The sequence below is a fragment of the Arthrobacter sp. 10N410 genome, from assembly GCF_056394945.1.
In genome coordinates this window covers 49432-74466 of the sequence record NZ_JBFTIP010000001.1, presented here as the reverse complement: position 1 = coordinate 74466, position 25035 = coordinate 49432, and the positions used below count along the sequence as shown (strand labels likewise).

Below are 25035 nucleotides of genomic sequence, written 5' to 3'. Positions count from 1 at the left end.
GAGCCGAGTCATATCGGCTGTCCACTCGGCGGCCACCCGGCTGCCAAGACCATTCAACCGGCCGCGCAGGCGGGAAGTCACTGCCTGGCGGTACCCGACTATGCGGATTAGGCCACCCGAATTTGCGACCGAGTACTCAGTTCGCCCGGGCCGACTACTTGGAGGCGGTCAGGGCGTCTCATGCGGCCGCCATACCACCAGGGCCTGCGAACGGGCGCGGGGCCGCTGTCCGCGGGCCAATGTGACGACGTCGCCGGCTGCCCCCGCGGCGAAAATGCGGGAGTCCAGCGGCTGCCGGCGCCGGCCCAGTTCCTCGGTCAGCTCGGTGACCCGGCGCTGCAGCGCCGCAACCTGGTTTTCCAGTTGCAGGATCCGCTTGATGCCCTCGAGTGAGACGCCCTCCTGGGAGAGCCGCTGCACCTCGCGGAGCATGTTCACGTCGCGCTGCGAGTACCGCCGGGACTTGCCGGGGGCGCGGCTGGGCGAGACGATGCCGAGCCGGTCGTACTGGCGCAGCGTCTGCGGGTGCATGTCCGCCAGTTCCGCGGCGACGGAGATGACGAAGATCGGCTGGTCGAACTCGATGTCCATGGCAGGACTCCTACAGCCGGGCCTTGGCTGCCAGGCCGGCGCGGACGTCCTCGCCGGAGGTGGCCGCGGCGAAAGCCTTCACGGCTTCCTCGGCGTCCTTGCTCAGCTTCTTCGGCACGGCGACGTCGATGGTCACCAGCAGGTCACCGGTGGCCTTGGTGTGCTTGACGCCGCGTCCCTTGACGCGGAGCGTGCGCCCTGACGGGGTGCCGGCGGGAACGCGGACCCTGACCTTGTCCCCGTCGATGGTCGGAACCTCGATGTCGGCGCCCAGGGCGGCCTCGGCGAAGGTGACCGGGACATGGATGCGCAGGTTGTCGCCGTCGCGGGTGTAGAAGTCGTGCGGTTTCACCGTGACGGTGACCATGAGGTCGCCGTTGCCGGCCGGACCGTACTGGCCCTTGCCGCGGACGCGGACCTTCTGGCCGTCCTTGATGCCGGCCGGGATGCGCACGTCGATGACTTCGCCGTCCGGTTCGCGCAGCCCGATGGTGGTGCCGCGGATGGACCCGGCGAAGGAGATGCTGGTGGACGCGGTCCGGTCAGCACCCTTCTGGGGTGCGCGCTGGAAGGACTGGCCACCGCCGCCGAAGCCGCCGCCGCCAAACAGGTCGGCGAACTCGGGCGGGATGCCGCCGGCGGTGCTGTAGCCGCCGGAGTGGCGTCCGCCGCCGCCGGTGAACAGTCCGCCGAAAAGGTCCTCGAAGCCGGCACCGCCGGCCGCCCCGCCGGCGCCGCCGGGGGCGAAGCGGGCGCCGCCGCCCATGGCCCGGATGGCGTCGTACTGCTGGCGCTCGTCGGCGTCGGAAAGCACCGAGTAGGCCTCGGAGATGTCTTTGAACTTCTTCTCCGATGCAGTATCCCCGGCGTTGGTGTCCGGGTGATGCTGCCGCGCGAGCTTCCGGTAGGCCTTCTTGATGTCGGCGTCGGAAGCGTCCTTGGCGACACCAAGGATCTTGTAGAAGTCCTTGTCCACCCAGTCTTGGCTAGCCAATGGCGTTTCCTTTCAAAAGTGTGTGCCGAGATGACAGTTCACGCCAATGTTTGCGGGAAACACCGGCGCGAACTGTCATCTCGATGACGTGCTGCTAGGCAGGGACGGCCACGATGACCTGGGCCGCGCGGAGCACCCGGTCGCCGGACTTGTAGCCCGAGCGCAGGACCTGGCTGACGGTGTCGGTCTCGACATCCGGGCCGGGCTGCTGGATGAGGGCCTCGTGGATCGTGGGATCGAACTCCACGCCGGTCTCATCGATGCGCACCAGGCCGTACGTCTTCAGCGCGTTCTCCAGCTTCGCGGCGATCGCGGCGAACGGTCCGTCCGCCAGGTCGCCGTGCTGCCGGGCGGCGTCGACGTCGTCCAGCACCGGAAGCAGGGCGTTGAGGACGCCGATGACGGCCATCTCCCCTGCCACGGCGCGGTCACGTTCAACGCGCTTGCGGTAGTTGACGTACTCGGCCTGCAGGCGGCGGAGGTCGTTCTTCAGTTCCTCCGCCTCCCCGGCACCTGCGTCCTGCGCCACGGACTCCGCTGCCGGAACCTCGACGCTATTGAGGATGTCCTCGGCCTGGGACAGTGCGTCCCCGGAATCGGGCTCCCCTGCGGCGGCGCGCTCCTGGTCGGGATGGCGTGCCTGGCCGGTCTTCGGATCAACCTTGCGGTTGTCGTGGATCACCGGCTTCTGGCTGTCATCACGGCTCTCGTCGCCGTGCTCTTCTTCGTTACCGTGGTGCGGCATGATTACTTCTTCTCGTCTTCGTCAACGATCTCGGCATCAACGATGTCCTCGTCGGAAGCCGCCTGCTCGCCGGCCGGAGCACCCTGGGCGCCAGCGGCACCGTCGGGGGAACCGGGCTGGGCGTAGATGGCCTCGCCGAGCTTGGTCTGGGAAGCCTGCAGCTTCTCAAACGCGGTCTTGACGGCGGCGTCGTCGGTGCCTTCGAGCGCTGCCTTGAGGGCGTCGACGTCGGCCTGGACCTCGGTCTTGACCTCTTCCGGCAGCTTGTCGGCGTTGTCGGCGATCAGCTTGTCCACGGAGTACGCGAGCTGCTCGGCAGTGTTGCGGGTGTCGGTCGCCTCGCGGCGGGCCTTGTCCTCTGCTGCGTGCTCCTCGGCGTCGCGGACCATGCGGTCGATGTCTTCCTTGGAGAGGCTGGAGCCGCCCGTGATGGTCATCGACTGTTCCTTGCCGGTGCCCTTGTCCTTCGCGGAGACGTGCACAATGCCGTTCGCATCGATGTCGAAGGTGACCTCGACCTGCGGCACGCCGCGCGGGGCGGGTGCGATGCCGGTCAGTTCGAAGGTGCCCAGCGGCTTGTTGTCGCGGGTGAACTCACGCTCGCCCTGGAAGACCTGGATCGCCACGGACGGCTGGTTGTCGTCCGCCGTGGTGAAGGTTTCGCTGCGCTTGGTGGGGATGGCCGTGTTGCGCTCGATCAGGTGCGTCATGACACCGCCCTTGGTCTCGATGCCCAGGGACAGCGGGGTGACGTCGATCAGCAGCACGTCCTTGCGCTCACCCTTCAGCACACCGGCCTGCAGTGCGGCGCCGACGGCGACGACCTCGTCCGGGTTGACGCCCTTGTTCGGCTCCTTGCCGCCGGCGAGTTCCTTGACCAGCTCGGAGACGGCGGGCATACGGGTGGAGCCGCCGACCAGCACGATGTGGTCGATGTCGGAGAGCTTGATGCCGGCTTCCTTGATGACGTCGTGGAAGGGCTTCTTCGTGCGCTCCAGCAGGTCCTTGGTGAGGTCCTGGAACTTCGCGCGGGTCAGCTGCTCGTCCAGGTGGACCGGGCCGTCGGGGGTGACGGAGAGGTACTGGAGCGAGACGTTGGTGCTCGAGGAGGAGGAGAGTTCCTTCTTGGCCTGCTCGGCAGCTTCACGCAGGCGCTGCAGGGCGATCTTGTCCTTGGAGAGGTCGATGCCCTTGACCTTGAGCTGGTTCAGCAGGTAATCCACGACGCGCTGGTCCCAGTCGTCGCCGCCGAGGCGGTTGTCACCGGCGGTGGCGCGCACCTGGATGGTGGAGAAGTCGTCTTCGTCCTTGCCGACTTCGAGGAGGGACACGTCGAAGGTTCCGCCGCCGAGGTCGAAGACGAGGATGAGCTCGTCTTCCTTGCCCTTATCCAGGCCGTAGGCCAAGGCAGCCGCAGTGGGCTCGTTGACGATGCGCAGGACCTTGAGGCCAGCGATCTCGCCGGCTTCCTTGGTGGCCTGGCGCTCGGCGTCGTTGAAGTATGCAGGAACGGTGATCACGGCGTCCGTGACCTTTTCACCGAGGTAGGACTCGGCGTCGTTCTTGAGCTTCATCAGGATGCGCGCGGAAATTTCCTGGGCGGTGTACTTCTTGTCATCGATCGCGACGTTCCAGTCGGTGCCCATGTGGCGCTTGACCGAGGCGATGGTGCGGTCGATGTTGTTGACGGCCTGGCGCTTGGCGATCTCGCCGACCAGGACTTCGCCGGACTTGGAGAATGCAACAACCGACGGCGTGGTGCGGCCACCCTCGGCGTTGGCAATGACGGTGGGCTCGCCACCTTCGAGAACGGAGACGACGGAGTTAGTGGTTCCGAGGTCAATACCTACTGCACGTGACATGTGTTGCTTCCTTCTTTCCTTGGAAACTTGCTGGCCCCCGGCAATCGGGCGGGTGCCCGGCGGCCGGGCCATACCCGGCGATCGAGCCCGTCGAAAACGAGGCGCGCCCACTTATTGAGCGCTCTGCACTCAACTTTACCCAGCCCGGGATGGATGTCAATCCGAAGTTGAGTCCATTCGACTCAACTTGGAGTTACGAGTGGTGCTTCCGGGCCGGGAAGCGCCGCAAAGCCGCGGATTTGAGCGGATTTAGGGCAGCGCAAACGCTCCGCAGCCGTGATTTCGCTGTGCGAGAACGGGCCCGCGCCAGGTGCGGCAGCGGAACTAGAGCTCCTCGCGGCCCGCATCGTCCCGGACGGTGCCATCCCGCCCTGCCGGTTCGTCGTGGGCGGCATCCTGGGTGCGGCGGCCTGTGCGCTGGGCGCCCGCGGCCCCGGCGGCCCCATAGTCGCCCTCCGGATATTCGCCCTCCTCGACGCCGGCGGCGTCCGGACCGGTTGCGCCCGCCGCCCCGTAGTTGCCTTCGGGGTAGTCCCCCTCTTCGGCGCCGACGGTGGAGCCGCTGGCTACTCCGGCCCGGCCGTAATCCCCTTCTGCATATTCACCCTCGGGGGCCGCTGCCGGATTCTCCCCCGCAACGCCCGCCCGGCCGTAGTCGCCCTCGACGTACTGGCCGGCGTCGCCCTCGGTCGCCGGTTCTTCGGCGGCAGCCGGAACCGGGGCGGTGCCGTGCTGCTTCTCTGCTGCCGTTCGATCAAACTCACTGTTTTCAGACATGTTTGGATCCCTCCTGCAAGCGTGGGCGCCCGCGCGGGCGCAGTCGCAGTCTATCGAGCGCCGCGGGGAGGCAACAGGGGTCCGCCCGAGCGTGCGGCACCCCGGCTGCCCCCCGGCGCCGCTTAACGAAGCAGCCGCCGCCACCGCACCTGGTGGGGGCCAGGGACGGTGACGGCGGCTGCGGCAGGGGGTTCGCCGGGTTCCGGCTAGCGGAGCCCCGCCTCGGCGGATTCCGGCTCCGGGGCGGCCGGCAGCTCGCGTGCCGCGGCATCGGATGAGGGCCGTCCCAGCTTGCTCGGCCACCAGATCCGCGGGCCAATGTCGTAGGCCAGGGCAGGGACCAGCAGGGACCGGACCAGGACGGTGTCCAGCAGCACGCCGAACGCGACGATGAAGGCCAGCTGCACCAGGAACATGATCGGAATGACGCTCAGCGCCGCGAAGGTGGCCGCCAGGACCACGCCGGCCGAAGTGATCACGCCGCCGGTGACGCCGAGGCCCCGCAGGATGCCCGGACGGGTGCCGTGTTTGAGGGACTCCTCGCGGACCCGGCTCATCAGGAAGATGTTGTAGTCCACGCCCAGCGCCACGAGGAAGACAAAGCCGAAGAGCGGGACCGTGGCATCGGCCCCCGGGAATCCGAGGATGTGGTTGAAGACCACGGCGGAGACGCCCATCGCGGCCCCGTAGGAGAGCACCACCGAGGCGACCAGCAGGACCGGCGCCAGCACGGAGCGCAGCAGCAGCATCAGGATTACCAGGATGACCGCGAGGACCACCGGGATGATGGTGACGAGGTCACGCTGGGCCGTGGTGTTGGTGTCCAGGGCCGTGGCGGTCACACCGCCGACGAGGGCGCCGCCGTCGATCTTCTTCAGTTCCTGCCGCAGGTTTAGCACGACATTTTCGGCCTCATTTGAGTCCGCGGCGTAGTTCAGCGTGGCGTTGATCAGCACCTTGCCATCCCTGACCGCCGGGGCGGTGGGGGCTGCGGGGGCGCCGGGGGCGCCCTGCGCGCCGGGGATGATCGGCACGTTGCCTTCGGCCAGCAGGTAGGCATCCCCGACGCCGTCGCTCGTCTTGGTCCTGTCCAGCACCTCCTGCGCCTTGGCCTGGTCGGCGACGATCACGGCGGGGCTGCCGGAGCCGGCGTCGAAGTGCCGGGCCAGGGCGTCCTGGCCGTCCACCGCGTTGGAGGCTGCGAGGATGACGTCGGTCTGCGGTACCCCGTTGGCCTTGAGCTGGAGGACGCCGGCGGATGCCACCAGGAGCAGCAGTACGGAGGCGATCCAGACGGTGCGGGGCCGGCGGGACACCAGGGACCCGGTGGCGCGCCAAATGCCCTTCTGGCCCTCCAGGCCGGTGACGAGTTCGGGTTCGCGCTCTGTCTCCGGGAGCAGCTTGGGACGGAACGGCCAGAAGGCGACGCGGCCCAGCAGCGCCATCATCGCCGGCAGCAGGGTCAGTGCCGCGAAGAGCGAGCACAGGATGCCCGCGGCCGCCACCGGGCCGAGGGCCTTGTTCGAGTTGAGGTCGGAGAAGAGCAGGCAGAGGAGCGCGATGATGACCGTGGCGCCCGAGGCCAGGATCGGCTCCCAGGCGGCCTTCCACGCCGTGAGCGCCGCGGCCGTGCGGTTGGCGGTGTGCGTCAGGGCTTCCCGGAAGCGTGCCACGTAGAGCAGTGCGTAGTCTGTGGCGGCGCCGATCACCAGAATGGAGAGGATGCCCTGGCTCTGCCCGTTGAGCTGGATCCAGCCCAGCTTCGCCATGCCGAAGACCAGCAGGATGGCGGCGCAGAGCGCGAACACGGAGGTGAACAGCACGGCGATCGGCAGCAAGAGCGAGCGGTAGACGACCAGCAGGATCAGGAAGACCGCCGCCAGTGCCACGAGCAGCAGGATGCCGTCGATGCCGGCGAAAGCACTGACCAGGTCCGCCGTCAGCCCGGCCGGGCCGGTCACAAAGGTCTGCATTCCCTCCGGAGCGGAGGACTTCACCTCGTCCCGAAGTTCCTTGATGACGGTCTTCACCTCATCGGAGGACGCGATGGGCACCACGAACTGCACCGCCTTCGCGTCCTCCGACGGGATGGGTCCGATCACGGTGCTGCCAAGCTGCAGGGCTTCGAGTTTGCCCTTCAGCGCAGCGGCCTCGCCGAGCTGGGCCCGGGTGAACTCGGTATCGCTTTCGATCACAATAACGGCCGGGATCTCCTTGGAGTCCCGGAATTTAGCCTGCCAGTCCTGCGCCTCGGTGGCCTCGGCGCCCGCGGGAAGGAACGACGCCTGGTCGTTGGAGGAGACCTCGCTTAGCCGCCCGAACGTGGGGCCGCCGATCCCGGCGATAGCGAGCCAGGCGACGACGAGTACCACGGGCACCAGCCAGCGCAGCCAGAACGGGACACGGGTGGAGTTTTGCCGGTTGCGTTTCATGGTGTCCTTCTCGGGGTGGCGGTGCGGAGTAGACTTTAGTAAATCATAGATTATCTCCATGATCGATATAAGTGACAGGCTAGAAAGATTTTGACCGTGAAGGCTTACGGGCTGGAGTAAACTCCGGAAGGCGCGAACCGCGCAGGCCTCCCGAGGCGCCGAGCAGGAAGGGTGAAATGTCAACAGAGATGCCGGCAATCCCCGACGCCGCCGGCCCGCCCCCGCTGGTCAGTCTGCTTCAGGAGTTCAGCCTCGAAGCCAACCGCTACGCGGACTCGGCGGGCGCCCGCAACGACATGCACCGCACCGACCTCAACGCGTTGTCCGTGATCATGCAGCACACCGCGAAGAACCAGGTGGTCACGCCGGGCGTGCTGCGTAGGGAGCTCTATCTCAGCTCGCCCGCCACCACCGCGCTGATCGACCGGCTGGACAAGTCCGGGCACGTGGTCCGGGAACGGCAGGGCACGGACCGCCGGCAGGTCCAGCTCAGGATGACCCCCAAGGCGTACCGCGACGGCGGCGCCATGTTCCTGCCGCTCGCCCGGCACATGGGGGCCGCCCTGGAGGAGTTCACCCCGGCCGAGCTGGAAATCGCCACCCGGTTCCTGCACGCGATGATCGATGCCACGGTCCGCGCCGGCGAGGAAGCCGCCGCGGCCCCGACTGACTCGCAGTAGTCGCCGGCAACTGGCGCCGGTCAGTTGGGCCCGCCCCGGCCGCGGGAGGCGTAGCGTTTCCTTATGAGTGCCGAGCAGCCTGACGATGTCTACACCCACGGCCACCACGAGTCGGTGGTCCGCGCGCACGCCTCGCGAACGGCGGAGAACTCCGCAGCGTTCGTCCTCCCGCATTTGACCCCCGGAGTTTCGGTGCTCGACGTCGGTTGCGGGCCCGGCAGCATCACCTGCGATTTCGCCGCGCTCGTCGCCCCCGGCGAGGTCACCGGAGTGGACCGCTCCCCCGAGATCATCGCCCACGCGGGCGCCCTGGCCGCGGAGCGCGGCGTGGCCAACGTCCGCTTTGTCGCCGGCAACCTCTACGAGCTGGACTTCCCGAACGAGACGTTCGACGTCGTGCACGCGCACCAGGTGCTGCAGCACCTCACCGATCCGGTGGCCGCCCTGCGGGAAATGCGCCGGGTGGCCAAGGCCGGCGGGATCGTGGCGGTCCGCGACGCCGACTTCCACGGCATGAGCTGGTACCCGGCCGTGCCGGAGTTGGACGAGTGGATGGAGCTCTACCAGCGGATCGCCCGACGGAACGGCGCCGAGCCCGACGCCGGACGGCGGCTCGTGTCCTGGGCGCAGGCCGCCGGGTTCACCGACGTCGCGCCGTCGAGCAGCAACTGGCTCTACGCAACCGGCCAGCAGCGGCGCTGGCAGGCCCGGGTCTGGGGCGAGCGCGTGCTGCACTCGGCCTTCGCAGACCAAGCGCTCGAGTACGGTTTCGCCACCGAAGCGGACCTGGCCCGGATTTCCGCGGGCTGGCACCGTTGGGGCTCCACGGACGACGGCTGGTTCCTGATCCCCAACGGCGAAGTGATCGCCCGGGCGTGAGCCACAAAGCAGGTTCCCGCCAGCCATTCCCTGCTTTCCAAACTCCCGCTAGGGTGCACTCAAAGACCCAGCAGCGAGGAGAAACCATGCGCAAAGTGACGGCCGGCCTGTTCAGTTCCGTGGACGGAGTGGTTGAAGACCCGTTCTTGTGGCAGTTCGACAGCTTCGACGAGGAACTGGGGGCCGGGATGGGCGAGATGATGGGCCGGATCGACACCGGGATTCTGGGCCGGGTCGGGTACCAGCAATGGGCGCAGTACTGGCCCAACGCCGAAGCGGACGCGGATTTCGCAGGGTTCATCAACCCGCTGCCCAAATTTGTGGCGTCCCGGACCCTGACCGGTGACCTGGAATGGCAAAACTCCCGGCTGATCGGAGGCCCCTTGGAGGACTTCGTCGCGGACCTGAAACAGGGCGAGGGCGGCGACATCGGCATCTTCAGCAGCATCTCGCTGGTCCACCAATTGCTGTTCGCCGGCCTGCTGGACAGCCTGATGCTGATCGTCCATCCGGTGATCGCGGGCAGCGGCCGGCGGCTCTTCAACGACGGCGATCCCCTGACGCGGCTTGAACTGCAGTCGTCCCAGCAGACCAGCAAGGGCAACATGATTCTCAGCTACGGCCTCCGCGAGGGCTGACGACGGGCAGAGCCGCGTCATCAGGCAGGGCAGCCGGGGCCGGAACCGTAGACTTGGTAGGTGCAACTTTCCCTCTGGCTGGCCCTGGCCGGCGCCGGCGTCCTGATCAGCTTCACGCCGGGTGCGGGCGCCATCAACACCATGAGCAACTCCCTGAACTCCGGCTTCCGGCGTTCCATCTGGGGCATCCTTGGCCAGCAGGCCGCCTTGGTGGTGCACATCCTGATCGTGGCCCTTGGCGTCGGGGTGCTGGTGGCGAGCTCGCCGCTGGCCTTCAACATCATCCGCTACGCCGGAGCCGCCTACCTCGTCTACCTGGGCATCCAGCAGTTCCGGCACAAACCCGATCTGGACCAGGATAAGGCCGCCGCGCTCCGCAACGAGCCGGCGCTCTCAATGTTCCGCCGCGGCCTGTGGGTCAACCTGCTCAACCCCAAGGCGATCGTCTTCTTCCTCGCCTTCATGCCGCAGTTCATCCGCCCGGACCAGCCACTCCTGCCGCAGTACCTCGTGCTGTCCGCCACCGTGATCGTGATCGACATCCTGGTCATGTGGTTCTTCTTCGCGGCAGCCGCCACGAGCTTCCAGCGCTTCACCCACGACGCCCGCGGGCAGCGGATCCTCAACCGGACCTTCGGCGTGCTGTTCATGGCCGTCGGCGTGCTGCTGGCGCTGATCCACTAGCCGCCGCGGACCCGGGCCGCTACTGTCCGTTCGCCGTAGTCAGTTTCCGCAGATCTGCCTTCCGGATCTTGCCGCTGGCGGTCCGGGGCATTTCGGCCACGAAAACCACGGACTTGGGGATCTTGTACCGGGCCAGCCGGCCTTCCAGGTGGCTGCGCAACTGCTCTTCGGTAAGCCGGGCGCCGTCGCGAAGCAACACCACGGCCCGCGGCACCTCACCCCACCTCTCGTCCGGCACGCCGATCACCGCGACGCTTCCGACGGCGTCGAGCTCGGCGATCGCCTGCTCCACCTCGGCCGGGTAGATGTTCTCCCCGCCGGAAATGATCATGTCCTTGAGCCGGTCGGAGATGAACACGAAGCCGTCCGGGTCCTTGTAGCCCATGTCACCGGACTTGAACCAGCCATCCGGGGTGTAGGAATCGGCCGAGGCCTCAGGACGGTTCCAGTACTCCCGAATGACGTTCGGGCCCTTGATCTGGATCTCCCCGACCGTTCCGGGCGCGGCCGGGCCGGCCTCCGGATCAATGGGGTCGGCCACCCGGACATCCGTGAAGAAATGCGGCAGCCCCGATGACCCGGCCTTGTCCCGGGACCGCGCGGCAGGCAGGGTGGTGGCACCCGGGGCCGTTTCGGTCATGCCATAGCCGTTGGAGAACCGCAGGCCCCGCCGCTCGTAGGCCTCCAGGACGCGCATCGGCACCGCGGAGCCGCCGCAGGTCAGCTTGTTCAGCGAGCCGAGGTCCGTGGCGTCCCAGTCCGGGTGCTCACACAGCATCTGGTAGGTGGTGGGAACCCCGCTGATGGTCGTGGCGCGGTGCTGCTGGATCAGTTCCAGCGTCCGGCGCGGATCGAACTTGGCTTCCAGCACCACGGTGCCGCCCTTCAGGAGCGTCGGCAGCACGCCCATATCCAGCGAGGCCACGTGGAACATCGGAGAGATCATCAGGGCCACGTCGGTGGAGGAGAAATCGAAATCCACCAGCACGTTGAGGCAGTTCCAGGTGATATTGCCGTGCGTCAGCAGCGCCCCCTTGGGGTTGCCGGTTGTTCCCGAGGTGTAGAGAATCATGGCCCCGTCGTCGAGGCCCACGGGCTCATCCGGCGCCAGCTCGGAACCGGACGCCACCACGTCTTCAAAAGCCTCGACGCTGCTGGAATCGGACCCTGTGCCCTCGGTACCGCCGTCGGGCGCTGCCCCGTCGGGCAACGGCGAGTCGACGACGACGATGCGGGCACGCACCTCGGTCGCCGCCGAGCCGCGCTCCGCGAGCCCGGCGAGCGCCGCCGCGTGGACCAGAAGCGCGGCGCCGCTGTCCCGGAGCTGGAACTGGATCTCGGGCGGAGCCAGCCGGGTGTTGAGCGGCACGAAGACCGCACCGAGCAGCCCGGCGGCAAACAGTGTTTCCAGGAAGGACGGATCGTTCTCCCCGAGGTAGGCCACCCTGTCACCTTTGACCACCCCGCGATCGCGGAAGGCGTTGGCGAGGCGGGCGGCCCGCCGGGCAAGCTCCTCGTAGCTGAGCTCCCGTGTTCCGGCGATGACGGCAGTCTTAGTGCCCGACTTTGGTCTGCGTCGTTGCAGCCACGAGCCGATGCCAAGATTCTCCACGGCAAATCCTTTCTAGTTAGACGGTAATGCCTGCGGGGCCGGTTAGGACCGGACGGCTTCCAGAACGTTGTTCTTCGGCTCCCGCGTCAGCAGGATGAAGACGATCGATACGACAGACATGATGGCGAGGTACCAGACGACGGACGAGGTGTTCTGGCCGGAATCCTTGAAGATCTGCGCCACAATCCCAGGCGTGAACCCTGCCCCCAGGAGGGTGGCGAGCTGGTAGCCCAGCGACGCGCCCGTGTAACGGGAGGTGGTGCCGAACTGTTCGGAGACAAAGGCCGCGAGCGGGCCGAACAGCGTCGAGTGGATCATCAGGCCCACCGCGAACGCCACGAAGATCAGGCCGATGTTGTTTGAGGACAGCAGTTGGAACATCGGGACGAGGTACGCGATGAAGAGGAGCAGCCCGCCGATCATCACGGGCCGGCGGCCCAGCTTGTCGGAGAGCCGGCCGCCCATGACCACGAAGATGATGGAAACGAACGACGCCGCCGCGAAGGCGTAGAGCACGCCCTGCCGGTCGGCGCCCTTGGACACCGCGTAGGTCACGGAGAAGGTCGCCAGCACCACCTGCAGCGCAAATCCCGCCGCACCGGCCAGCATGGTGAAGATGAGGGTCTTGGGCCGCCGCAGGACCTGGAGCAGCGGGATTTCGCGGCGCCCGGCGCCCTCTTCGGCCTGTTCGGCTGTTTCCTGCTCGAGGGCAGCCTTGAAGATCGGGCTTTCGGAGACCTTGAGCCGGACAAACATGCCCACCCCCAGCAGGACGAAGGACAGCAGGAACGGCACGCGCCAGCCCCAGGCGAGGAACTGTGCGTTTGGCAGGGCGGAGAAGGCGCCCATCACGAGGGTGCCAAGCACGGCGCCGGTGGGGGCGCCCGCGTTGACGAAGGACGCGGCGAAGCCGCGCTTTCCGGACTCCGAGTGTTCCAGCGCCATCAGGGCGGCCCCGCCCCATTCGCCGCCGACGGCGATGCCCTGGAACACCCGCAGGATCACCAGCAGAACCGCACCCCAGGGGCCGGCCACCGAGGCGTCCGGTACGAGCCCGATCAGGGTGGAGGCAATCCCCATCACCAGCATCGAGACGATGAGCATGCCCTTGCGGCCCAGCTTGTCGCCGAAGTGGCCAAAGATGATGCCGCCCAGGGGACGCGCGACGTAGCCCGCGGCAAAGGTGCCATAGGCGGCTACGACGCCCACCCAATCGTCCATGCCGGAAAAGAAGACCTTGGGGAAGACCACGGCGGCAGCCGTGGCATAGAGCAGGAAGTCGTAATACTCGATGGTGCTGCCGAGGTAGCTGGAGGCGATGACGGTCCGCGCCTCCCTGCGACGCGTGCCAGCGTCCATGGACTGCAACTGGGAAATCTGGGACATCGTTGTTCCTTGGGGCGGTGGGGATACTGGGGGTGAACGGTTTACTTGTAGAAGCGGGCGAGGAATTCGGCGACGACGGCGGGTCGTTCCTGGCCTTCGATCTCGATGGTGTTGGAGACCTTGATCTGGGCGCCGCCCTTGACCTCGGTCACTTCGGCGATCGTGGCGCGCATCCGGATCCGCGACCCCACTTTGACCGGGGAGGTGAAGCGGACCTTGTCGAGGCCGTAGTTCACCTTGGTGGTGACGCCTTCGACGTCGAACAATTCGCCCCAAAACGGGATGATGAGCGAGAGCGTCAGGAAGCCGTGCGCGATCGGGGCGCCGAAGGGCCCCTCCTTGGCGCGCTCCGGATCCACGTGGATCCACTGGTCATCGCCGGTGGCGTCGGCGAATTTGTTGATCTGTTCCTGGGTGATTTCGCGGTATTCGGTGACGCCGAGGTCGGTGCCGGCGAGGGTGAGCAGTTTGTCGAAGTCGACGACGAGGTTGGGCATCTTTGGCTCCTGGTGTAGGTGGGTGGGGCGACGGCGGACCCGGCTGGAGGGCACCGCCTGGTGGCAAGAGGGTGGACGCTTAGTGGGTGAAGGCGCTGTGCCCGGTGAGTGCGCGTCCGATGATCAGGGCATTGATTTCGTGGGTGCCTTCATAGGAATAGACGGCCTCGGCGTCGGCATGGAACCGGGCGACGTCGGCCTCGAGCGTGATGCCGTTGCCGCCCACCACTTCACGGGCGAGCGCCACCGTTTCGCGCATCAGCAGGGAAGTCTGCATCTTTGCCAGGGCCGAGTCCTGGTCCCGGTAGATGCCTTTGGCTTGTTGTTCGGTCAGCCTGACCACGAGGGACAGGGCCGAGGTGACGTTGCCGAGCATCCGGGCGAGCTTCTCCTGGACGAGCTGGAAAGACCCCAGGGACCGGCCGAACTGCTCCCGCTGCGTGACGTAGCGGGTAGCTGCCTCGAACGCGCCGGCGGCCACGCCGGTTGCGATCCAGGCGACGTCCGAGCGCATGGCCCGGAGCATGGCGGCCACATCCCGGAACGAGTTGACGTTGTGCAGGCGCATGGACTCGGGGACGCGGACCTCTTCGAGCGTGATGTGCGCATTCTGCATCATCCGCAGGGATGTCTTGCCGTGGATTTTCTCCAGGGTCACCCCGGCGGCCTCACGGTCCACGAGGAACGCTTTGACCTGTGCGTCCGCCTCGTCGCGGGCGAACACCGCCAGGACGTCGGCGGTGGCTGCTCCCCCGATCCAGCGCTTGGCGCCGTTGATGACCCAGGTGTCGCCCTCCCGCCGGGCGCTCGTGGAGAGCCCGCCGGCGATGTCCGAGCCGGACTCCGGTTCGGTCAGCGAAAAGACGCCTTTGAGGGAGAAATCGAGGACCTTGGGCATCCACTCGGCCTGCTGTTCCGCGGAGGCGCCGACCCGGATGGTGGTCCGGAACAGCCCGGCCTGGGCCGTGTAGAACGTGGCCAGGGACGCATCGGTTCTGGCGAGTTCGAAGATCCGGAAGCCGTGGTAGATGCCGCGGGCGGGTGTTTGCCCCGCACCCGGGGCGCCTGTCAGTTCCGCGGGCTCCATCAGGTCCAGGTCGATCAGCGGCCGGGCCAGCTGGTCCGGGAACTCGCCGCGCTCCCAGTACTCGGCGAGCAGCGGCCGGGCCTGTTCGTCCAGGAAGGCGCGCAGCCGGCCCAGGACCCGCCGTTCGGCGGGGGTGAGCAGGGATTCCGCGTCGTAGAAATCGCAGACGCCGTAGAGCCGCTCCTGCGCGGCGAGTTCCGAGTCCACGCTCACCTCAGGCCTCCAGACCGAGCAGGCGGACGGCGTTGTCCTTGAGGATCTTGGGCCGGACCTCGTCCTTCAGCGGCAGGTCCGCGAAGGCGCCCAGCCATTTCTGCGGGGTGATCAGCGGGAAGTCGGTGCCGAACAGCACTTTGTCCTGAAGCACCGAGTTGGCCATCCGGACCAGCGACTCGGGGAAGTACTTCGGGGACCAGCCGGACAGGTCGATGAACACGTTGGACTTGTGCGTGGCGATCGAGTTGGCCTCGTCCTGCCACGGCACCGAGGGGTGCGCCATGATGATCTGAAGCTCCGGGAAGTCTGCGGCGACGGCGTCGAGCAGGAGCGGGTTGGAGTAGGCGAGCTTGATGCCGAATCCGCCGGGCAGTCCTGCGCCCATGCCGTTCTGGCCGGTGTGGAAGATCGCCGGCAGGCCCAGTTCCTGGAGGGCTTCCCAGAGCGGATAAAACTGCTCGTTCGAGGGGTCGAAGCCCTGCAGGCTGGGATGGAACTTGAAGCCGCGTGCGCCGAGATCCACGGCCTGGTGCTTGGCGCCCTGGATGGCCTCGGCGCCGGTGCGCGGGTCAACGCTGCCGAACGGAATCAGCACATCGTTGTTCCGGGCCGCCCCGGCGATCAGCTCGGGAATGCTGTTGGGTTCGTGCTTGAGCTGGGTGCGGGCGTCGACGGTGAAGATGACGGCTGCCATGTTCAACTCACGGTAAATCTCCGCGATCCGGTCCAGTGACGGCGTCCGGTCCTCGGCTTTGAAGTACTTGGCCGAGGCTTCGGTGAGTTGGTCCGGCAGGGAGCCGTGGCCGTGGCCGTCGACCTCGAGGTGGACGTGCATGTCGATCGCAGCGAGCTTTGCGGCGTCGACGCCGAGTTCGTAGCGTGCGACGGTCATGGCTGGCCGACCTTCGCAGGTGCCGCTGCCGGTTCCGGCTGCAGGTCCTCCGGCAGCGGCAGGAACTCCTCCCCCACGCTCTGCAGTTTGTCGCCGAAGAGCGCGCCGAAGTTCTCGACAAGGTCCTGGTAGCCCCAGCCGCCCTCGCGGTACTCGGTGGCCGCCGCCTCGGGATGCGTCCAGAGCTGCAACCTGTCGCCGCCTGCGCCGATTGCCTGGCCGCTGATTCCGGAGGCAGCGTCGGAGGCCAGGAAGGCTACCAGCCCGGCGACGTCGTCGGCGGTGCCGAAGCCGAGGTCGTGGCGGAAGAAGGCCGGCATGGCCTCGCCGCGTTCGTCCACCTCGACGGCCTTCTGGAAGAACGGCACGGTCTTGGTCATCGCCGTGGCGGCCACCGGGATGACGGCGTTGGCGGTGACGCCCGCCTTCTTCATCTCCAGCGCCCAGGTGCGGACCATGCCCACGATTCCGGCCTTGGCGGCGGCATAGTTGGTCTGGCCGAAGTTGCCGCGCTGGCCGGTGGGAGAGCCGATGGTGATGATCCGGCCGGGGATCCCGTTCTCCTTGAAGTAGCCGAACGCTTCCCGGGCACAGGTGAAGGTGCCGCGCAGGTGGACGTTGATGACGGCGTCAAAATCGTCATCGGTCATCTTCAGCAGTGACTTGTCCCGCAGGATTCCCGCGTTCGTGACCAGGATGTCCAGCCGGCCAAACTCAGTAACGGCGGCCTGCACCAGCTGCCTGGCGACCTCGGAGCTGCCCACCGGCGCGACGACGGCGGCCGCCCGTCCGCCGTCGGACTCAATGGTCCGGACCGCATCGGCCGCGACACCTTCATCCACATCGTTGATCACGACGGCGGCGCCCTGCCGGGCCAGCTCCCGGGCGTAGGCCAGGCCCAGGCCGCGGCCGCTTCCCGTGACGATTGCTACTTTTCCTGCCAGGCTCATCGCTGCTCCTTTGCTAGCTGCCGTGTGCATCCTGCCGCTCGGCATGGGATGCTGTTCTGCATCCATGAAAGTATGGATAATTGAGAATGTCAATGATTTATTTTCTGGACTATTGGAGTGGGCATGACGACCGAAGTAGACGAAGGGCCGGGCACCCGGGCCGCGGACAAGCTCGTGGCGGCGTCGATCAGCCTGGATGCCGGTTTCCTGCTGGCCAAGCTGCACGCCGCCGGCTCGATCCTCAACAACCGGGCACTGGCCGAATTCGGACTCAAGGAACGCTCCTACTCGGTACTGGCCCTGGCCAACAGCGGACTGGAGCCCACGCAGCGCGAAATGGCGGAATTCCTGAGCCTCGATCCCAGCCAGATCGTGGCCCTCATAGATGAACTCGAGAAGCGCGGCCTGGTGCTCCGCGCACCCGGAAGACAGGACCGCCGGGCCAAAATTGTTTCCGCCACGGCGGAGGGATCCGCCGTCTTCCGGCAGGCCGAGGCAGCCGCACGGGCGGCCGAATCCGAGGCCCTCGCCGGTCTCAGCCACGCCGAGGTCGGCGAGCTGAAGGGCCTGCTCCGGAAGGCGCTCTGGAACGAATAACCCTGAGTCCCCGGATCGGTTCGGCCCTGCCCTAGCCTTGTGAGCATGACCCAACAGCAATGGCGGAAATACTCTGAGTGGCCCATGTTCGCGGCCGCTTTGCTGTTCTTGGCTGCATACTCCGTTCAAGTCATCGCGAATCTGCCCGATAGCCAGGGCGAAATCCTCGAAGTGATCATCTGGATCACATGGGGCGCGTTCGCAGTTGACTACGGCGCCAACCTGTACCTAGCGCCGCGGCGGGGCCACTGGTTTCTTAGCAACCTCCATGAGTTGGCAATCCTCGTACTGCCCGTACTTCGGCCACTCAGACTGCTGCGGCTGGTGACGCTGCTGCGAATTCTCCACCGAACCGGCGGCAATGCCCTACGCGGCCGACTCGTCACTTATGTCCTCGTATCAGCCCTGTTCTTGGTTTACGCAGGAGGGCTCGCTGTTCTCGACGCTGAAGAGAACGCCCCCGGTTCAAATATCACGACCGTCGGGGACGCTCTCTGGTGGGCGATGACGACGATCACCACGGTGGGCTACGGCGACCACTATCCAGTGACACCCATCGGCAGGCTTGTCGCCACCGGTCTGATGGTCGGAGGCGTCGCGGTCCTTGGCGTCGTGACGGCGTCAGTCGCATCTTGGCTCGTGGAACAGGTCGCGGTCGAAACGGCCGCCGACGTCGAAGCCAACGAGGAGCCGCTCCGGAGGGAACTTGCCCGGCTGACGCAGGAGGTAGAACAGCTCAGGACTCAGCTGACGAAGAACGAACAACTAGACGAGTCGCTCGAATAGGTTGGCCCGCACACCCGCGGGCGGGATCAGCCGCCCGCGCGAAGGCCCGGCAGCAGCGCCCTGACCGTGTCCGCCGCAATCGCGAAGCTGATCCCGTTCGCAGCGGTCCGCGAGGTCGACGTGGCCACCATTGTGTTGATGCCGACCACGCGGCCCCCGGCGTCAAGCAAGGGGCCGCCGGAGTCGCCCGAGCTGATCGGCGCATCCGTCTGCAGCAGATTCACCAGCCGGGACTTCCTGCCGAAGCCGGCCTCTGCCGCGGTGGTCCGCCCGGTGGCCGAGATGATGCCGGTGGTGACGCTGGGTCCCCCGTCTAACCCCAAGGCGTAGCCGATGGCAACGACGGCGTCCCCGGGCGCCGCAGACCCCGAGTCGCCCAGCTCCAGCACCGGCAGGTTCTTCACGCCCTCGACCCTCAACAGCGCCAGGTCGTGATCGCCGTCCGCGGCGACGATGCGGGCGGCGCGCGTGCTCGAGTCGTGGAAGGTCACGGTCACGCTTGAGGCTCCGCCGGCCACGCCCCTGACCACATGGGCGTTGGTCAGGATTTCCCCCGAGCTGCCGATTACTATCCCCGTCCCCTCGGCCGTCGCCCGGCCGCCGCCGCCGGGATCCAGGAACGGGTTGGACTGCGTGGTGGTGGCCTTCACGGCGACCACCGCGGGCAGGGCTGCCGCGAGCAGTGCCTTGATATCGGCGGGATGGTCGGACACCCCGCCGCCGGTGACGTACTGCTTGACCACGGTTTCGGCTCCCCAGCCACTGGCGCGGGCAACAAGCAGGGCCGAACCGGCTCCGGCGAGCGCGGCGACCAGGAGGATGCCCAGCAGCTGCAACAGACCCAGCGAGAACCGGTTGGCCCGGCCGCCGGATGCTTTTGTCCCTGTCCGCGCGGCGGCCGCCTCTGCAGATGGCGCAGGCCTGGCTGGCCCGGCCGTACCGCCCGTCCCGTCCGACCCGTCCCTCCCGTCCGAGGCGGCCTCCGGCGCAGCCCCGTACGGCGCGTCCCCGTCCGCGGCTCCGAACCCAGGCGTTTGGACCGGGGAATCCTGATCCGTCATGGGACACAGTCTGGGAGCGGCACCGACGGCGGTCCAGAGCATTAGGGCCCGCCGGGACCGCCAAGGGCGGCGGCCCCGCCAACAGCGGCAGTCCGGCACACTTGACGCGAACGGAAAGCCGTATGACAGGACTTGTAATATTGCTCGGGTTCCGGCTAGCCAAGAGGCCTCGGCATCCGCCATGCTTAGTCATGACCTCAATGTCGAGCCAGTACCGGATCATCACGGTCTGCACCGGAAACATCTGCCGGTCCCCGATGGCCGAACTGATGCTGGCGGAGGCCGCGGCCGCTGCCGGGCTTACCGGCGTCGACGTCGATTCTGCCGGCATCACCTCCTACGAGGCGGGCCGCCCGATCGATCCCCGGGCCGCCCGCAAACTGGCAGCCCACAACATCCCCTCCGAGCTGCATGTCGCGCGCGAGTGGCGCAGCGAGTGGTTCCACTCGCGCGAGCTGATCCTGGCCCTTGATGTGGACCATTACGGCTGGCTGCGCCAGGCCGCGCCGGATCAGGCCTCGCTGGCGAAGATCCGAATGTTGCGCAGCTTCGACCCCGCGGTCGCCGACAGGGATCCGCTGGATCAAGGCATCGAAGACCCCTGGTTTGGCGGGCACACCGACTTCGACAACACCTGGGAGCTGATCCACGCCGCCGTCCCCGGCATCCTCAAGCACGTTCGCGCCGCCCAGCTGCAGGCCCGGGCAGGGCAGCCGAAGCAGCAACAAGACCAGCCGCACCGGGACGACGCGGGGCACCGGGTACGCTCTAGTTCATGAGCCGCGCACCCGTCATCATCGCCATCGACGGGCGCTCCGGCGCAGGAAAGACCACCCTCGCGATCGAACTCGCGGCCCGGCTCCGGGAGCACCATAAGGTCTCGCTCTTCCACCTGGAGGACATCTACCCGGGCTGGAACGGCCTGGCCGCCGGCATCGAACGCTATGCCGCCACCGTGCTTGCCCCGCTGCGCCGCGGCGAACCGGCCCGTTGGGTCAGCTGGGACTGGGTACAGCACTACGACGGCGCGATCCGCCTCACCCAGCCGGCCGAAATCGTCCTGGTCGAGGGTGTGGGCGCTGCCGCCGCGGCCGCCATGCCGTTCCTCGACGCCGTCGTCTGGGCCGATTCCCCCGAGCAGGAGCGCCGCACCCGGGCCCTTGGCCGCGACGGCGCGAGCTATGAACCCTACTGGGAGCAATGGGCCGGGCAGGAAGACGAATGGCTGGCCGCCGACGATGTGCCCTCCCGCGCCGACGTGCGGGTACTCAACCGCGCCGACGGTGCTGCGCCGAGCGAGGTGCTGCAGGCCCTCCAGTACCTCCCAGCCCTGGCCCCGGTGCTGCTTCCCGAGCTGTCGGCCCGCCGCGGACTCCAGTTGACCGCCGAGCGGATCGATGCCGCGCCGGACCCCGCCCGGCTCTTCGAAACGCTCTACGGCCGTTCGCCGAATGCGGTCTGGCTCGACTCCTCCCTGCCCCCGGACGGCCGGGACGGCGAGGACGGCGAGGACGGCCGGGCCTGGGCCCGGGAGGCCGCCGAACGCAGCCGCTTCAGCATCCTGGCGGACGACGGCGGCAGCTACGGCCAGTCGGTCCGGCACCGCTCCGGCCGGACCCGGGTGCGTGTCGGCAACGCCACCGTGCAGACCGAGGGAGGGTTCTTCCGCTGGCTCGACGGGGTCTGGGGGCGCCGGGCCCTGCGCGCCCCGGAGGGCTACCCGTGCGAGTTCACCCTCGGCTGGCTCGGCTACCTCGGCTATGAACTCAAGCGTGAGACCGGCGGCAGCGACGTCGAAGCCGACACCCCGGATGCCAGCCTGATCTTCGCCGGCCGCGCCGTGGTGCTGGACCACCGGGAACGCACGGTGTGGCTGCTCGCCCTCGACGCCCCGGACGCCGGCGACTGGCTGGCCGCGGCACGCGCGGCCGTCGCGGCGGCGGCCACGGACCTGGAACCGGGCGGCGGCAGCGGCGGCGGCGCCGCCGGGAACACCCCGGCCGCGGAGTTCAGCGCCCGGGACACCGAAGCCGCGTACAAGGCCAAGATCGCCGCGGCGCAGCACGAAATTACCGAGGGCAACAGCTACGAGGTCTGCCTGACGACGGCGCTGACGGCCACCGCGGCCGCCGGGGAGCTCGATCCGTGGCAGGCATACCTGGCGCTGCGCCGTCGCAACCCGGCACCGTTCGCGAGCTACCTGCGCCTGGCCGGCCTCACCGTCGCCAGCACCTCCCCGGAGCGCTTCCTGCGGATCGCCGCCGACGGCGCGATGCGCGCCGAGCCGATCAAGGGCACCCGGCGCCGGGCTTCCGACGCCGCCCGCGACGAGCTGCTGCGCCGCGAGCTGGAAACTTCACCCAAGGACCGGGCCGAGAACATCATGATCGTGGACCTGCTCCGCAACGACCTGAGCCACTTCGCGGTGCCCGGTTCCGTATCGGTCAGCAGGCTGTGCGCGATCGAAAGCTACGCCACCGTCCACCAGATGGTCAGCACCATCGATGCGCGTCTCCGGCCGGGCATGCCGCGGGCCGAGGCCGTGGCGGCCTGCTTCCCGGCCGGCTCCATGACCGGTGCCCCCAAGGTCAGCACCATGGCCATCCTGGACCGGCTTGAGGCGGCACCGCGGGGCGTCTATTCCGGGGCGATCGGCTACTTCTCGCTCAGCGGGGCCACCGACCTCGCGGTGGCGATCCGGACCCTGGTGGTGGCGGCGGGCGCGGACCGGGGAACCACACTCAGCCTCGGCGTCGGCGGCGCCATCACCGCGGATTCCTCACCCCAGGAGGAGTACGAGGAGATCCGGACCAAGGCCTTCGGCGTGCTCTCGGCGCTCGGCGCGGAGTTCCCGGCGGGCTAGTCCACGCGTGAGCCGGCCTGGCTACTGCAGGGTCGACGTGAGCCGGGCGACGTTGTCCACGTACTTGACCCCCATGGGCCGCTTCATCCAGTCCTCGAGCGTCAACTCCCTCGAAATGCCGCGGTACGTGTCCTCGACGGCGCTGATCCGCTGCACGATGTCCTCGCCCAGGAGCATCACCGAGACCTCGAGGTTCAGCGAGAAGGAGCGCATATCCATGTTGCTCGAACCCAGCACGGCAACCTCGTTGTCGATCGTGAAGTGCTTGGCGTGCAGCACGAACGGGGCCTTGTAGAGGTAAATCCGCACCCCGGCCTCCAGCAGCGCCTCGTAGTAGGACTGCTGGGCGTGGTGGACCAGGAACTGGTCGCCCTTTTCCGAGACGAAGAGTTCGACGTCGACGCCGCGCTGCGCCGCCGTCGTCACCGCGTAGAGCAGCGAGTCGTCCGGGACGAAGTACGGGCTGCAAATGGAGATCGTGCGCTGCGCCGAGTAGATCAGCGTGTTGAACAGGCGCAGGTTGTTTTCGGTGATGAAGCCGGGACCGCTGGGCACCACCTGGGCGGTGATGTTGCCGGCGTGCAGTTCGGGCCGGTGGGCGAGCTGGTGCTCCAGGGATTCGTCGGTCTCACTGAGCCAGTCGGTGGCGAAGACCACGTTGAGGGTGGTGACGATCGGCCCGCGCAGGCAGGCCATCAGCTCGACCCATTCCCGGCCGATCTTGCGGTGCCGCGGGTTGTTGTAGGACGGTTCGATCAGGTTCTGCGACCCGGTGAAGGCGACCTCGCCGTCGATCACCATGATCTTGCGGTGGTTGCGCAGGTCCGGGCGGCGCCACTGGCCGTGCACGGGCCGCAGCGGCAGCATGGGCCGCCAGCGGATCTTGCTGGCCTTGAGCCGGGCGATGAGCTTGCTGTACCCCTTAATCCGCAGGGTGCCCAAGTGGTCGAACAGGAGGCGGACTTCGACGCCGCGCTCGGCGGCCTCTTCCATCGCCGTCAGCAGGTCATCCGTGATGTGGTCCGAGCTGAGGATGTAGAACTCGGCGTTGATAAAGGACTCGGCTTCGCGCACCGCCGCCGCCATCGCCTTAATCGAATCCGGGTAGCCGGGCAGGAGCTCCACGTGGTTGCCGTCCACCATGGGCAGGGAACCGAGCGTCTTGTTCAGCTCCGCTGCGGAGGACACCCATTCCGGGCCCTCGTACTTGCTTTCCACCATGGCCAGTTCCGACGTGCCGGCCCGCACCCGGGTGTTCACCGCGTCCTGCTGCGCCCGGCGCTTGCGGGAGAGCCGGAAGTTGCCGAAGAGCAGGAAGAGGACCACGCCCACGGCCGGAACGAAAAAGATGATCAGGAGCCAAGCCATGGCCGTGGTGGGGCGGCGGTTGCCCGGGATGATGCCGAGGGCAACGACCCGGATACCGAGGTCGATGACGGTCAGGATCAGGATCACCCAGGACGGAAGTGACCCCGCCAGCGAAAATGGCCACAGCACAGGCAAACCCCTCAAGCTCCAGACCCGCGGAACAGTTCCGGAACGGGCAACCCGCACAGCTTATCCCGACCCGGGCCGCACTAAGCTGAAGGCATGACTACCCCCGCCTCTGTTCCGGCCCGCGCGACAGTGCTGGTGTTCCTCGATCCCGCGTTTGAGAAGGGCCGCGTCGCCGACTCGTCCAAGCCGCAGCTGATGGCCACCGACCAGGGTGCCACCCGCGGCGACGGCGTTTTCGAGTCGCTGCTGGTGGTGGGGGGACGCCCGCGCAAGCTGCAGGCCCACCTGACCCGGCTGGCCGGCTCGGCGCGCGCGCTGGAGTTGGACATCCCGGCGGAGGACGCCTGGCGGCGCGCGATCGAGACCGCGGTCAGCGAATACCGCGGCCGGGCCGCCACGGCGGTCGGAGCCGCCGGCGACGGGGCCGGCGGAGCGGACGAGGTCGTGGTGAAGCTGCTCGCCAGCCGCGGCGTGGAGGGCGCGGCCACGCCGACGTGCTGGGTGCAGGCCTCGCCGCCGCCGGAAGCCGGCCGCCGGCAGCGCGAGACCGGCATCGACGTCATCCTGCTGGACCGCGGCTACGACAGCGAGGTGGGCGAACGCGCCCCGTGGCTGCTGCTGGGCGCCAAGACCCTGTCCTACGCGGTCAACATGGCGGCGCTCCGGTACGCCCACCACCAGGGCGCGGACGACGTCATCTTCACCTCCGCCGACGGCCGGGTCCTGGAGGGCCCGACGTCGACCGTGCTGCTGGCGCACCTGGAGACCAGCGACGACGGCGCGGGCGGCGTCCGCACCGTGCGCCGGCTGATCACCCCGCAGCTGGACAGCGGAATCCTCCCGGGCACCTCGCAGGGCGCCCTGTTCACCGCGGCCAAGGCCGCCGGGTGGGAGCTCGGCTACGGCCCGCTGGTACCTGCCGATCTGTACGACGCCGACGCCGTCTGGCTCATCTCAAGCATCCGGCTCCTCGCCCCGGTGAACCACATCGACGGCAAGGAGATCGGCACCCCCGAACTGCGGCGGCAGCTCACGGCCGAGCTCAACGAACTGTTCGCCACGATCGAGTAGGAGCCGGCCGGTCCCGGGTGATGCTGCTCCGCCCCCGGAAAGGTGCCATGCCAGCGTCCGCGTGACTTAACATGACGACGCCGCCGGTGCCGCCGGCGTCGTAAGTGCTACGTTTTTGGGGAGTAATGAGACCCGGCGCCAAGCCCTGACTGGCCGGTCGGCAACCCTCCCTTTCGCGGCGGGGTGCCTCAGGTGAATACTCGGCATATCGACCATTCGAGCTGCAAGCGTGAAAGTA

Annotated in this window: 23 protein-coding genes and 1 riboswitch; of the genes, 9 read left to right on the top strand and 14 right to left on the bottom strand. The window is 67.8% G+C overall.

All coding sequences use genetic code 11. The features are described from left to right. Positions 1-168 precede the first annotated feature (168 nt). The 6 genes from AC1DB8_RS00335 to AC1DB8_RS00310 all read right to left on the bottom strand — a co-directional run bounded on the left by AC1DB8_RS00335 (position 169) and on the right by AC1DB8_RS00310 (position 7401). On the bottom strand, positions 169-591 hold the full coding sequence (locus tag AC1DB8_RS00335; protein ID WP_441416606.1) for a heat shock protein transcriptional repressor HspR: 423 nt from the start codon (positions 589-591) through the stop codon (positions 169-171). 10 nt (positions 592-601) lie between these two features. Beyond that, positions 602-1585: a DnaJ C-terminal domain-containing protein gene (locus AC1DB8_RS00330; protein WP_441416605.1), complete on the bottom strand. Its 984-nt coding sequence runs from the start codon at positions 1583-1585 to the stop codon at positions 602-604. Between the two features lie 94 nt (positions 1586-1679). Continuing rightward, positions 1680-2330: a nucleotide exchange factor GrpE gene (locus AC1DB8_RS00325; protein WP_441416604.1), complete on the bottom strand. Its 651-nt coding sequence runs from the start codon at positions 2328-2330 to the stop codon at positions 1680-1682. A gap of 2 nt (positions 2331-2332) precedes the next feature. Next, on the bottom strand, positions 2333-4192 hold the full coding sequence (gene dnaK / locus AC1DB8_RS00320) for a molecular chaperone DnaK (protein ID WP_175322345.1): 1860 nt from the start codon (positions 4190-4192) through the stop codon (positions 2333-2335). Positions 4193-4516: 324 nt separating this feature from the next. Then, positions 4517-4969 (bottom strand): hypothetical protein, encoded by a 453-nt coding sequence (locus tag AC1DB8_RS00315; RefSeq protein ID WP_441416603.1) that lies wholly within the window; start codon positions 4967-4969, stop codon positions 4517-4519. Positions 4970-5175: 206 nt separating this feature from the next. Continuing rightward, complete coding sequence (locus AC1DB8_RS00310) at positions 5176-7401, bottom strand: MMPL family transporter (protein ID WP_476891908.1); 2226 nt, start codon at positions 7399-7401, stop codon at positions 5176-5178. 176 nt (positions 7402-7577) lie between these two features. Here AC1DB8_RS00310 and AC1DB8_RS00305 point away from each other — a divergent pair, with 176 nt between their 5' ends. The 4 genes from AC1DB8_RS00305 (at position 7578) to AC1DB8_RS00290 (ending at position 10282) form a co-directional block, all read left to right on the top strand. Then, positions 7578-8081, top strand: a complete 504-nt coding sequence (locus AC1DB8_RS00305) for a MarR family winged helix-turn-helix transcriptional regulator (RefSeq protein ID WP_476891907.1) — start codon at positions 7578-7580, stop codon at positions 8079-8081. 63 nt (positions 8082-8144) lie between these two features. Next, the gene (locus AC1DB8_RS00300; protein ID WP_476891906.1) at positions 8145-8960 is read left to right on the top strand and encodes a methyltransferase domain-containing protein; all 816 of its coding nucleotides are present in this window, start codon (positions 8145-8147) and stop codon (positions 8958-8960) included. An 86-nt stretch (positions 8961-9046) separates the two neighbouring features. Beyond that, a complete protein-coding gene (locus tag AC1DB8_RS00295; protein ID WP_476891905.1) occupies positions 9047-9598 on the top strand; it encodes a dihydrofolate reductase family protein in 552 nt (183 codons plus the stop codon). Positions 9599-9658: 60 nt separating this feature from the next. Further along, positions 9659-10282 (top strand): LysE family transporter, encoded by a 624-nt coding sequence (locus AC1DB8_RS00290; protein WP_476891904.1) that lies wholly within the window; start codon positions 9659-9661, stop codon positions 10280-10282. A gap of 19 nt (positions 10283-10301) precedes the next feature. Here the strand turns inward: AC1DB8_RS00290 and AC1DB8_RS00285 are convergent, their stop codons facing one another. The 6 genes from AC1DB8_RS00285 to AC1DB8_RS00260 all read right to left on the bottom strand — a co-directional run bounded on the left by AC1DB8_RS00285 (position 10302) and on the right by AC1DB8_RS00260 (position 16922). Beyond that, a complete protein-coding gene (locus tag AC1DB8_RS00285) occupies positions 10302-11894 on the bottom strand; it encodes an acyl-CoA synthetase (RefSeq protein WP_476891903.1) in 1593 nt (530 codons plus the stop codon). A 42-nt stretch (positions 11895-11936) separates the two neighbouring features. Continuing rightward, positions 11937-13280 carry an MFS transporter gene (locus AC1DB8_RS00280; RefSeq protein WP_476891902.1) on the bottom strand — a complete coding sequence of 448 codons (1344 nt, stop codon included), beginning with the start codon at positions 13278-13280 and terminating at the stop codon, positions 11937-11939. 41 nt (positions 13281-13321) lie between these two features. After that, positions 13322-13777 carry a MaoC family dehydratase gene (locus AC1DB8_RS00275; protein WP_441416595.1) on the bottom strand — a complete coding sequence of 152 codons (456 nt, stop codon included), beginning with the start codon at positions 13775-13777 and terminating at the stop codon, positions 13322-13324. Positions 13778-13856: 79 nt separating this feature from the next. Next, a complete protein-coding gene (locus AC1DB8_RS00270) occupies positions 13857-15077 on the bottom strand; it encodes an acyl-CoA dehydrogenase family protein (RefSeq protein WP_476891901.1) in 1221 nt (406 codons plus the stop codon). Position 15078: 1 nt separating this feature from the next. Beyond that, positions 15079-15972 (bottom strand): amidohydrolase family protein, encoded by an 894-nt coding sequence (locus tag AC1DB8_RS00265; RefSeq protein WP_476891900.1) that lies wholly within the window; start codon positions 15970-15972, stop codon positions 15079-15081. After that, positions 15969-16922 (bottom strand): SDR family NAD(P)-dependent oxidoreductase, encoded by a 954-nt coding sequence (locus tag AC1DB8_RS00260; protein ID WP_476891899.1) that lies wholly within the window; start codon positions 16920-16922, stop codon positions 15969-15971. The genes AC1DB8_RS00265 and AC1DB8_RS00260 overlap by 4 nt, the downstream gene beginning before the upstream one ends. Before the next feature lie 123 nt (positions 16923-17045). Here AC1DB8_RS00260 and AC1DB8_RS00255 point away from each other — a divergent pair, with 123 nt between their 5' ends. Both AC1DB8_RS00255 and AC1DB8_RS00250 read left to right on the top strand, forming a co-directional pair. Beyond that, the gene (locus AC1DB8_RS00255; protein WP_476891898.1) at positions 17046-17519 is read left to right on the top strand and encodes a MarR family winged helix-turn-helix transcriptional regulator; all 474 of its coding nucleotides are present in this window, start codon (positions 17046-17048) and stop codon (positions 17517-17519) included. A 45-nt stretch (positions 17520-17564) separates the two neighbouring features. Further along, complete coding sequence (locus AC1DB8_RS00250) at positions 17565-18305, top strand: ion channel (RefSeq protein WP_476891897.1); 741 nt, start codon at positions 17565-17567, stop codon at positions 18303-18305. Between the two features lie 26 nt (positions 18306-18331). Here the strand turns inward: AC1DB8_RS00250 and AC1DB8_RS00245 are convergent, their stop codons facing one another. Beyond that, positions 18332-19366: a S1C family serine protease gene (locus tag AC1DB8_RS00245; protein ID WP_476891896.1), complete on the bottom strand. Its 1035-nt coding sequence runs from the start codon at positions 19364-19366 to the stop codon at positions 18332-18334. 191 nt (positions 19367-19557) lie between these two features. On the opposite strand from AC1DB8_RS00245, the gene AC1DB8_RS00240 reads away from it, so the two are divergent. Then, on the top strand, positions 19558-20145 hold the full coding sequence (locus AC1DB8_RS00240) for a low molecular weight protein-tyrosine-phosphatase (RefSeq protein ID WP_441416589.1): 588 nt from the start codon (positions 19558-19560) through the stop codon (positions 20143-20145). Then, on the top strand, positions 20142-22229 hold the full coding sequence (gene pabB, locus AC1DB8_RS00235) for an aminodeoxychorismate synthase component I (RefSeq protein ID WP_476891895.1): 2088 nt from the start codon (positions 20142-20144) through the stop codon (positions 22227-22229). Before AC1DB8_RS00240 ends, pabB begins: the two co-directional genes overlap by 4 nt. Before the next feature lie 21 nt (positions 22230-22250). Here the strand turns inward: pabB and cls are convergent, their stop codons facing one another. Then, positions 22251-23726 carry a cardiolipin synthase gene (gene cls, locus AC1DB8_RS00230; protein ID WP_441416587.1) on the bottom strand — a complete coding sequence of 492 codons (1476 nt, stop codon included), beginning with the start codon at positions 23724-23726 and terminating at the stop codon, positions 22251-22253. A 93-nt stretch (positions 23727-23819) separates the two neighbouring features. Here cls and AC1DB8_RS00225 point away from each other — a divergent pair, with 93 nt between their 5' ends. Further along, positions 23820-24797, top strand: a complete 978-nt coding sequence (locus tag AC1DB8_RS00225; protein ID WP_476891894.1) for an aminodeoxychorismate lyase — start codon at positions 23820-23822, stop codon at positions 24795-24797. A 121-nt stretch (positions 24798-24918) separates the two neighbouring features. Further along, positions 24919-25033: riboswitch (SAM riboswitch) on the top strand. Positions 25034-25035: the final 2 nt, after the last annotated feature.

Coding starts and splice junctions, on each gene's coding strand:
- AC1DB8_RS00250 (WP_476891897.1), top strand. CDS start 17,565: ATGACCCAACAGCAATGGCGGAAATACTCTGAGTGGCCCATGTTCGCG.
- AC1DB8_RS00295 (WP_476891905.1), top strand. CDS start 9,047: ATGCGCAAAGTGACGGCCGGCCTGTTCAGTTCCGTGGACGGAGTGGTT.
- AC1DB8_RS00335 (WP_441416606.1), bottom strand. CDS start 591: ATGGACATCGAGTTCGACCAGCCGATCTTCGTCATCTCCGTCGCCGCG.
- AC1DB8_RS00325 (WP_441416604.1), bottom strand. CDS start 2,330: ATGCCGCACCACGGTAACGAAGAAGAGCACGGCGACGAGAGCCGTGAT.
- AC1DB8_RS00315 (WP_441416603.1), bottom strand. CDS start 4,969: ATGTCTGAAAACAGTGAGTTTGATCGAACGGCAGCAGAGAAGCAGCAC.
- AC1DB8_RS00310 (WP_476891908.1), bottom strand. CDS start 7,401: ATGAAACGCAACCGGCAAAACTCCACCCGTGTCCCGTTCTGGCTGCGC.
- AC1DB8_RS00225 (WP_476891894.1), top strand. CDS start 23,820: ATGACTACCCCCGCCTCTGTTCCGGCCCGCGCGACAGTGCTGGTGTTC.
- AC1DB8_RS00255 (WP_476891898.1), top strand. CDS start 17,046: ATGACGACCGAAGTAGACGAAGGGCCGGGCACCCGGGCCGCGGACAAG.
- AC1DB8_RS00260 (WP_476891899.1), bottom strand. CDS start 16,922: ATGAGCCTGGCAGGAAAAGTAGCAATCGTCACGGGAAGCGGCCGCGGC.
- dnaK (WP_175322345.1), bottom strand. CDS start 4,192: ATGTCACGTGCAGTAGGTATTGACCTCGGAACCACTAACTCCGTCGTC.
- AC1DB8_RS00305 (WP_476891907.1), top strand. CDS start 7,578: ATGTCAACAGAGATGCCGGCAATCCCCGACGCCGCCGGCCCGCCCCCG.
- AC1DB8_RS00275 (WP_441416595.1), bottom strand. CDS start 13,777: ATGCCCAACCTCGTCGTCGACTTCGACAAACTGCTCACCCTCGCCGGC.
- AC1DB8_RS00280 (WP_476891902.1), bottom strand. CDS start 13,280: ATGTCCCAGATTTCCCAGTTGCAGTCCATGGACGCTGGCACGCGTCGC.
- AC1DB8_RS00300 (WP_476891906.1), top strand. CDS start 8,145: ATGAGTGCCGAGCAGCCTGACGATGTCTACACCCACGGCCACCACGAG.
- AC1DB8_RS00240 (WP_441416589.1), top strand. CDS start 19,558: ATGACCTCAATGTCGAGCCAGTACCGGATCATCACGGTCTGCACCGGA.
- pabB (WP_476891895.1), top strand. CDS start 20,142: ATGAGCCGCGCACCCGTCATCATCGCCATCGACGGGCGCTCCGGCGCA.
- AC1DB8_RS00245 (WP_476891896.1), bottom strand. CDS start 19,366: ATGACGGATCAGGATTCCCCGGTCCAAACGCCTGGGTTCGGAGCCGCG.
- AC1DB8_RS00265 (WP_476891900.1), bottom strand. CDS start 15,972: ATGACCGTCGCACGCTACGAACTCGGCGTCGACGCCGCAAAGCTCGCT.